General features: G+C 65.0%; 5 protein-coding genes and 1 pseudogene. All 6 read right to left on the bottom strand.

The features are described from left to right. A partial coding sequence (locus Q0D45_RS19300) for an AMP-binding protein (RefSeq protein ID WP_293396834.1) occupies positions 1 to 1,402 on the bottom strand: 1,402 nt, incomplete at its 3' end. A gap of 560 nt (positions 1,403 to 1,962) precedes the next feature. Beyond that, positions 1,963 to 3,105: an HlyD family efflux transporter periplasmic adaptor subunit gene (locus Q0D45_RS19295; RefSeq protein WP_293396831.1), complete on the bottom strand. Its 1,143-nt coding sequence runs from the start codon at positions 3,103 to 3,105 to the stop codon at positions 1,963 to 1,965. Continuing rightward, a complete protein-coding gene (locus Q0D45_RS19290; protein ID WP_293396828.1) occupies positions 3,102 to 3,962 on the bottom strand; it encodes a hypothetical protein in 861 nt (286 codons plus the stop codon). The genes Q0D45_RS19295 and Q0D45_RS19290 overlap by 4 nt, the downstream gene beginning before the upstream one ends. A 38-nt stretch (positions 3,963 to 4,000) precedes the next feature. After that, positions 4,001 to 4,684: an ankyrin repeat domain-containing protein gene (locus Q0D45_RS19285; RefSeq protein ID WP_293396825.1), complete on the bottom strand. Its 684-nt coding sequence runs from the start codon at positions 4,682 to 4,684 to the stop codon at positions 4,001 to 4,003. Positions 4,685 to 4,735: 51 nt separating this feature from the next. Beyond that, complete coding sequence (locus tag Q0D45_RS19280; RefSeq protein ID WP_293396822.1) at positions 4,736 to 5,662, bottom strand: peptidylprolyl isomerase; 927 nt, start codon at positions 5,660 to 5,662, stop codon at positions 4,736 to 4,738. A gap of 190 nt (positions 5,663 to 5,852) precedes the next feature. Continuing rightward, positions 5,853 to 8,497 (bottom strand): annotated as a pseudogene (locus Q0D45_RS19275) (hypothetical protein); the annotation flags it as partial.

Below are 8,497 nucleotides of genomic sequence, written 5' to 3'. Positions count from 1 at the left end.
TGCGATCGACGATGTGGAAGTAGCCGTCGGCGTCCTGCATCGCCATGTCACCGGTCCGGAAATAGCCGTCTTCGGTGAAAGCCTTGGCGTTCTCCTCCGGCTTGTTCCAGTAGCCGCGCATCACCTGCGGACCGCGTGCGCACAGCTCGCCCGCCTCGCCGGGCGCGACTTCCCTGCCCTCGTCATCGCGGATGGAGATTTCCGTCGACGGCAGCGGCAGGCCGATGCCGCTGCGGAAAACACCGGTGTCGATGCGGTTCGCCGTCAGCACCGGCGAGGTCTCGGACAGGCCATAGCCTTCCACCAGTACCTTGCCCGTGACCTCCTGCCAGCGCCGCGCCACCGCGGCCTGTACCGCGGAGCCACCGCCCATCGAGAGATTCATGCCGGAGAAATCCAGTGCCTCGAAACCCGGCGTGTTGAGCAGTCCGTTGAACAGGGTGTTGACGCCGGTGATGATCGTGCAGCCCTCGCGCCGCATCGTCACCACCACATCTGGCAGATTGCGGGGATTGGAAATCAGCACGTTCTTCGCACCGAGGCGCAGGAAGGTGAGCAGATTCACCGTCAGCGCAAAGATGTGATAAATCGGCAGCGCGGTGAGAACCACCTCGCGCTCCGGCTGCACCGCGTTGCCCAGCCAGGTACCGAACTGTTCGAGGTTGGCCAGCAGATTGGCGTGGCTCAGCTCTGCGCCCTTCGAGGGTCCAGTGGTGCCACCGGTGTACTGCAGCAGCGCGGTGTCGCTAGGCCGTTGTTCGATGGCCGGCAACAGGCTTTGCGTGGCCAGTGCCGTGTTCAGGGATGCCGTTCCGGAATGGTCATACGGTTCTGAGGCAGCCTGCGGCATGCCCGCCATCGATACCACGATCACGGTGTCAACAGAGGTTTCCGCGAGCACCGCGTTGACAGTGGCGAGAAAAGGCTCGGCGACGATGATGGCGCGCGCACCAGAATCGCGGAGCTGATGCTTGAGTTCGCGCGGTGTGTACATCGGATTGACGTTGACCACCGCACAGCCCGCGCGCAGCGCGCCGCAGATCGCAACGGGATAGGCCAGCACGTTCGGCATCATCAGCGCCACGCGCTCGCCGATCGCGAGACTGAGGTCCACTGAGAGAAAGGCTGCGAGACGTTCGCTCAAGATATCAAGCTGGCTGTAGCTAAGTGCATCGCCTTCCTGCACCAGTGCGACCCGCTCGGCGTAGGTGCGGCAGCTCTCGACGATCAGCTCTCCCAGACTGCGATGCCGCGGCGTAGCAATGCTGTGCGGCATGCCGGGCGGGTAGCTAGAGATAACGTTCGCTTTCATGACTGCATCCCCACTGCCGACAGGAAGCGCATTTCGCGGACGGTGACGCGTTCGGCGCGTCCCGTCGACGACGGGAAACTGGCAGCCCACTGACGGGGCAGCTTACCCTGCTGGGCGCGGAGCACCAGCGGCGATGAATCGTATCCCAAGGTGGGAACCTGAGTCGCGAGAGCAGATGTCATGACTTGTCCTTTTGAAGGTTGCTGCGGCGTGTCAGCATTTGAGCAGCCGATGACCTTCATCGCGCCTTACCAAAGTCAGGTCTTGCGGACCGACGTCCGCTACACGAGCGCGGTTGCAACGGTAAATCCGGAGCCAGCTCAGCAGGCTGTGTTAGTGGGCCGATCCAGGATGATGATCGAGCAAACGTCGGGGGCCCGATGCGCGGACCCGGGTGGTCGTCGCGACGAACACGTTCGGAGCAATGGGCTTCCGCAGCGCGACTTGATCAACCAGCCGCACACCAGAGCATCTCGATCTGGTCATGGTCAAGGGCTTGTGCGCGACCGTAAAGACGCTGCTCGGATAACGGCGTTCTGAGCCTGAATTTTATGGCCGCATCAAGCGCTGGCACTGAATGCGCAGCCGTCAGGAAAGCGTCGAGAGCGGTCGCGCCAATGATCACAGCGCAGAAAATTGGCGGCTCGCCCTCAGCGGTACTGACTGAGCAGCGCCGCCCCTTCTGTGACGATGCGATCACCATCGACCAAGGCGAGTGAAGTCGCCAGAACGCCATCGCCGCTGCAGGATGCGAGCTTGCGCGCTTCGTAGCGTTCGGCTTCGCGATGGACCCAGACGATGCCGCCGCCGTCATCGCTGCGCACGCAGGCGCCCGGCGGCACCGCAACGGTTCCCGGCAGCGGCTTCAGGCTGACGCGCAGGCTGGCGATCTGACCTGAAGCAAGTTGCCCTGCCCCAACATGGGCACTCGCCGGCGCATCGAAACGCAGGCGCCAGCCGCTGCCGTCGGCCAGCGGTTCTTCGCCGCGCAGGCGCAGCGTCTGGCCGTCGGCGAGATGCGCTGCAGCGATGCGTCCGGCAAGGCCGGGCTGTTGATGGATGGCGACGAACTGCACGGCGTTCGGATCGGCCAGCCGCAACAGCGGTTGACCAGCTTCGACGATCGCGCCGGGCGACACTGGCACCGACAGCACCCGGCCGCTGACCGCGGCGCGCAGCGGCAGGCGATCGGACAGGCTTTGCGCCAGCAGGTCGCGGTTGGCGCGCATCGCATCGCGATCGGCCAGATACTTCTCGATCCAGATGTTGCCGCCTGCCGAACCACCGGCAGCGACGGCCGCGTCGCTCTGCATCTGCTGACGCTCGACATTGACGTCGATGATCACCAGTTGCTGTTCGAGCGTGGCGATCTTGGCGCGGCGCTCGGCGATCTCCTGCTGGCTCAGCTGCGGGTGCAGCCAGGCGAGCACGGCACCGGCCTTGACCGCCTGCCCCGGCAACGGCCAGCCGCCGTCCGGGGCTTCAAGCCGGCCGCGCTCCGGTGCCACCAGATCGAGCGCGAATTCAGGCTGCGGCCGTGCTTCGGCGACCAGCGTCTGCACCGCAGCCAGGGTTGCCGACGACCAGCGTTCGGTGCGCAGTTTCAGCAGGCGCTGCATCGGCTTGGACACCTGCAGGCTGCCATCGGCGAGACGCTGAGGTCTATCGACTGGCGCCGCCGGCGCGGCCGTTGCCGCATCGGCCGGATCGCGATGCACTTCGCCGTCATGGGCGAGCGCCACGGTGCTGAGCAGCAGGACGCCGGAGATCAAGGCAATGCGCTTGCCGTTCAATGCGTAGCTCCAACGGCCGTGCTGGCAAGCCTCTGCACGAGCTGCAGGCGCAGGCGTTGATTGACCTGCAACAAGGGGTCGTGGACCAGCGGCGCATAACGGACCACCTGCGCCCGCTGCGCGCTGTCGTAGCCGCTGCTCAGGCGGCGCAGCGGCAGTTGCCGGCCATCGTCGAGCAGCGCCACCGCCTGCTCGGGTGCGACCAGATCGGTATCGACGAAGCGGGCTTCGATCGCCAGGCCGTCATCGGCCTGGACCACGAACAGAGTCTCGCCCGGCGCGTACTGACGGCCGCTCGCCGCTTCGCCCCTGAGCAGACGCCCGCCACGTGGTGCGGCGATGTCGATGCTGTTGGACAGGCTCTGCTCCAGCTGCGTCTGACGCGCCTGGGCGGCGTGGTAGTCGGTGATGATCTGCAAGGTCTGGGTCGGCAGGGCGACATCGAAGTTGTGCACTTCGATGCCGTAGCGATCGATCTGCAGCGCGCCGATGCCGGTATCGCGATGGGCATCCGCCAGTTGCCGTTCCAGATCGCGGCGCACCGGCTGGGCAATGGTGGGCTGCAGCAGCGCGATCACCTCGCCGGCTTTCAGCACGCGGCCGGCAAGCGGAAAGCCACCGGCCGGCGCCATCACCGCGCCGGCCTGTGGCGCCGCCACGACCAGGGTGCGCCGCGGGTCGGCGATCACTCGCGCCGGCAGGCTCAGCGCAGCAGTGGATGCCGCCGGCACAGGCGCGACTGCAGCTTGCGGCGCTTGCGGCTCCTCGTGCTCATGGCCTTCATGCGCCAGCAACGTGGCCGGCGCCACAGCAATCAGCGCCAGCACAACCGCGACACGACCAAGAAGCCGCTGCATCGAAACCTCAGGAACCGCCGATGACGGATGCTGACAGGTCAACCTTTGGTGGCCGGCACGGCTTCGCCCTTGCCCCGTTCCTGACCCTGGGGATCGAGCAGCTTGGCAACGCTTTCGATGCCCTTGACCTTGGTGATGCGCAGCGGCGTCCAGCCGGACTTCGAGGCGATCGAGCGATCAGCGCCGCGGTCGAGCAGGAACTTCACCTGAACTTCGTGGCCGGTGGCTGCGGCGAAGTACAGCGCGGTGATGCCGCGGTCGTTCTGGGCGTTGACGTCGGCGCCGGCATCGAGCAGCGCCTTCATCACCGTGGTGTCGGCGGAGAAGAAGGTCGCGAAGTGCAGCGGCGACCAGCCGGCCTTGTCGACGATAGCTACCGAGGCGCCACGCTTCAGCAGCGCTTCGACAGCCGGCAGCGAATCCTGGCTGACGGCGGCGATCAGCGGCGTCTGGTCGAGCGTGTCGCGGCCGTTGACGTCAGCGCCGGCATCGAGCATCCGCTTCAGGCCAGCGAGATCGCCGATGCGCGCGAAGTGCACGGTCAGGCCGATGCGGTCTTCGGCGGACAGCTTGCCGATCTCCAGCGTATCGAGCGTCGGCGGCGTGGCCGGATCAACGGCGGCGACAGCAGCAGCCTCAGGCTTCGCAGCTTGCTGGGCGCAGGCCGACAGCAGCAGCGAGGCGGCCAGCGCGAAGGGGAATGCGGTCTTGTTGAGAATCATCGGTGGTCTTCCTCGAACTTTTATGGTGGTTTCGTCGCAGTCTGGGCGCGCTCAGGGCGCGCTCTTGGCCTTGCTGCCTGCCGGCGTTGTCGCCGCAAGCCCAGGCCCGGCAATCTTCGCTTTCGACGTCAGCGCAGCGGTCACCGCTTCAAGCTTGGCCTGCACCGCACGCTGACGCAGCGACTGCTTGATCGGATCGTCGAGCGTGTCGAACTTGCCCGGATTGGCGACCGGACGCGGGCCATCCTCGACCTTGATCACATGCCAGCCGAAGCGGCTGCGCACTGGATCCTTGCTGGTGCCGCCCTTCTTCAGTGCGACGACGGCATTGGCGAAATTGCTGTCGACGAAGATGTCTGGCCGGAACCAGCCGAGATCGCCGCCGTTGTTCTGGCCACCCGGATCGAGCGTTTCGACCTTGGCAATGGCAACGAAGTCTTCGCCCTTGGCCAGGCGGGCGATGATCGCCTGGGCCTGCGGCAGATCGCTGACCAGGATGTGGCGCACCTTGAATTCGGTGATCTTGCCGCTGGCGACGTTGGCGTCGTAGGCGGCCTTCAGCGATTCATCGGTGACCGGGTTTTTCGCGAAGTAATCCTCGAGATAGGCACGCGACAGGATCGAGCGTTCCTGGAACGCGATCTGGTCGGCGACGATGCCCTGCTTGTCGAGGCCTTCCTTGAGAGCGGCCTGGGCGAGCACTTCCTGGGTGATCAGTTCGAGACGTGCAGCCGCCTGGGCTTCCGGCCCTGGCGCTTTCTTGTCTTCGGTGAAATTGGAACCCATCAGCGCGATGTGATTCCGGGTAATGGGACGGCCGTTGACGGTGACATCGACGGCGAGACCGCCATCGAGAGCCGCGGCAGAATTCTGGGCAGATTTCTGGTCGGCGGAGACCGGGACAACAGCAGCGGTAACGGCAAAGAAGCTGGCGGCGACGAGCGCACGCTTGTATCGGGAACTTGGCAACTGCGACATCGTTGTGGTGCTCCAGTAACGGTCAATGAAAAGAAGCCCTCCCCCGCGTGCGGGGGAGGGTTTGGGTGGGGCGACTGACCTGTGCGCTGCAGCCAAGCGCCTCCATCCCGACCTTCCCCCGAAAAGCACAGGGGAAAGAGACAAGCAACCCTTCTCCGCCTTCGAAGAAAGGCCTTGATGCCTGCGCTACTTACTTCGCTCCATCGTCATCGAGCGGCGCGGCCGGGTAGTAGCCCGGGCCGAACAGCGCAGCACCGTCACGCTCGAACACCGCGGCATGCGGCTTCGCCGTACCCTTCTTGCCGCGGGCACCTGGCCAGGACCAGTCGTCACGGGCAGCGGAGTCGAAGTCGATGCAGGGCGTGCCGAGCAGTTCATCGGTGAAGCTGGTGTCAAGCACGGTGGCGCCGGTGCGGCGGTCGTACTTGGCCAGACAGATGGTGCGATCGCCATCCGAACCAGTGCCCGGACCCGGGACATGGTTCAGTTCGACGAAGTACTGGATGAACGCGTAACGCTGCACGCCCTGCGCCGGTGCGCCGCCAACCACGGCGTCACGCGGCACGGCCAGACCCGAACCATTGCTCTTCGGGGTCAGATCCATGTAGCCGCCTTCGTTGCTTGGCGTCTTCTGGTAGCCGACGCGGTCGATGACCGTGAAATGCGGACCACCATGCGTGTGCATGTTCTGCAGGCTGTTGAGGTTGCCGCTGCCTGGGCCGCCGCCACTGACACCGGACGGTTCGCCGCCGGTCTTGGTGCCGTCCAGCAGGATGCCGCCCAGATTCACAGCGAGCACTTCCTGGATCAGCTGCGCTTCACGCACATAGCCGACGCCGCGCTGGGTGCTGTTCGACGACAAGGTCGTCGGCAGACCAACGCCGGTCGGGCCGGTTTCGAACTGGCCCACTACGCCACGGACACGCGGGCAGTCATCGGCTTCGTTGTTGTGCTTGAGAATGTTGAACTTGCCGGAGATGCCACCCGACAGGTCAGCACGCGTAGCAACAGCACCCAGCGAGCTCTTCGACAGACGAGCGCGGTCAGGCGGCGGGAAGTCGCACTTGATCGCCGTGGCCGGCGTGTTGGCACGCCCCTTCGCGAGCAGCGGACGAATGTCCACGGTCAGCACGCGACGGCTGTGTTCACGCGGATAGTCACGATCGAATTCCGCCGCACCGGCCGGATCGATCGACGCCGGGCTTTCGATACCCGCGATCGGCTGGATCAGGAAGCGATCGTCGTCCGAAAGATTGAAGTACGAAACGCCCGGGCACGGACCGACGTCATAGACCGCACGCCAGTAAGGACCCTTGCCGCCGAACACGTTGCTGTCCTTGCCGGAGATGCGGACATCCGGGCTGTAGTACAGGACACCACCGCACATGGCACCGGAGAAGGCACCGTCATGCGGCACGTACTCGGGACTGGTCGGCGCGCAGTCTTCGATATCGACCGCCGAGTTGGCATTGGCCACCAGGCCCGCCGGCGTGATCGCACGGTCATAGCTCGGATCACCGTTGTCGACCCAGCCTTTCTGGTTCTTGCAGTGATGCGACTGGTGCGGCAGACCGAACGGCATCAGGCCTTCGTTCTCTTCATGGAACAGCACGAACTCTTCGCGCGGGCCATCCGGCACGGCCGAAACCGAACGGATGTACGGGTTCGAGTCATAGACTTTCGCTTCCTTCAGCGAGTCACGCGTCTTGCCACGCTTGTAGGTGCCGCTGGTTTCAAAGACGCGTACCGAGCTGCCGAAGGTCGAACCGCAGACGCCGAGCGGACCGGCCGCGCGATCGCCATTGGAACCGCCACCCTGGTTGCAGATGCCGATCAGCGCACCGTTGATGGCCGAGGCGCCAATCGACGCCGCAACGGCGTAATCGGACGACACCAGATACTTGCCGTCATAGGTCAGCGCCATGCCGTGCGGCAGCGCTTCGATGCCGACATCGTCATTGCCGAGATAGAACACGCCCTGGTTGTAGCGGCGCTGCGGACGAAGATCCGGGTAGCTCGTGTAGTTGGTCGGGTTGCGCGGCTGGTTGGCACGCACGGCAGCACCGTACTCGGTGATGCCGGTGTGGCCGAGCAGGTTGGTGTCGTCGGTGATCAGGCCGGGAATGTTGCCGATCAGACCGCCGACCTGCACCGTTTCCAGCAGCGGCAGCACGGCCGGCGCGGTGGCCAGACAGGTTCCGAGCAGGGTGGGTGCCACGCGATCCGGTTCGATTTCCGTGACCGTGCCGCCTGGCCCGTACACGTAGTTCGACATGTAGGTGTAGAGGATCTTGTGATTGCCCGTCGTCGACGGCATGACCACGAAATCATCGGTCAGCGAGGAACGCCGCACCTGGGTGCCACAGACCGCGACATCGGCCTTGCCGATCGAGCGGACCGAGGTCACGTCGAAGCGGAACACGTTCTTCGAGATCACGCCGCCGCCGAACTGATACTTGCGACCCTTGGTGAGACCGTCGCCACCGCCCGAGATGTAGGACGTGTAGCTGAGCATGTGATGCGGATCATTGTGCGAATCCGACGAGGCGCCGCCCAATGGGCCGCCCGGCAGGATGTTCGACAGGATCACCTTCGGCAGCTCGGCGGTCCAGATCACGTTGCCGTAGGTCGTCGAGTTCGGCTCGGCGTCGAGCACAGCCATGAAGTCCTGACTGGTCTGCGGGTTGCAGACCGGCGTCGAACAGCCGTCTCCGGTCCAGACCAACAGCACCGAACCGTTGGCAATCGGCTGGTTCGTGTACTTGTTGATCGCAGACGGCGCACCGGCGGCAGGCGTCTTGTCGCGCGGGGTGAGCAGCTTCTTCAGCGGCCCGT

Source organism: Nevskia sp. (assembly GCF_023266035.1).
Classification (GTDB): Bacteria; Pseudomonadota; Gammaproteobacteria; order Nevskiales; family Nevskiaceae; genus Nevskia.
This window is presented reverse-complemented; position numbering and strand designations above follow the sequence as displayed.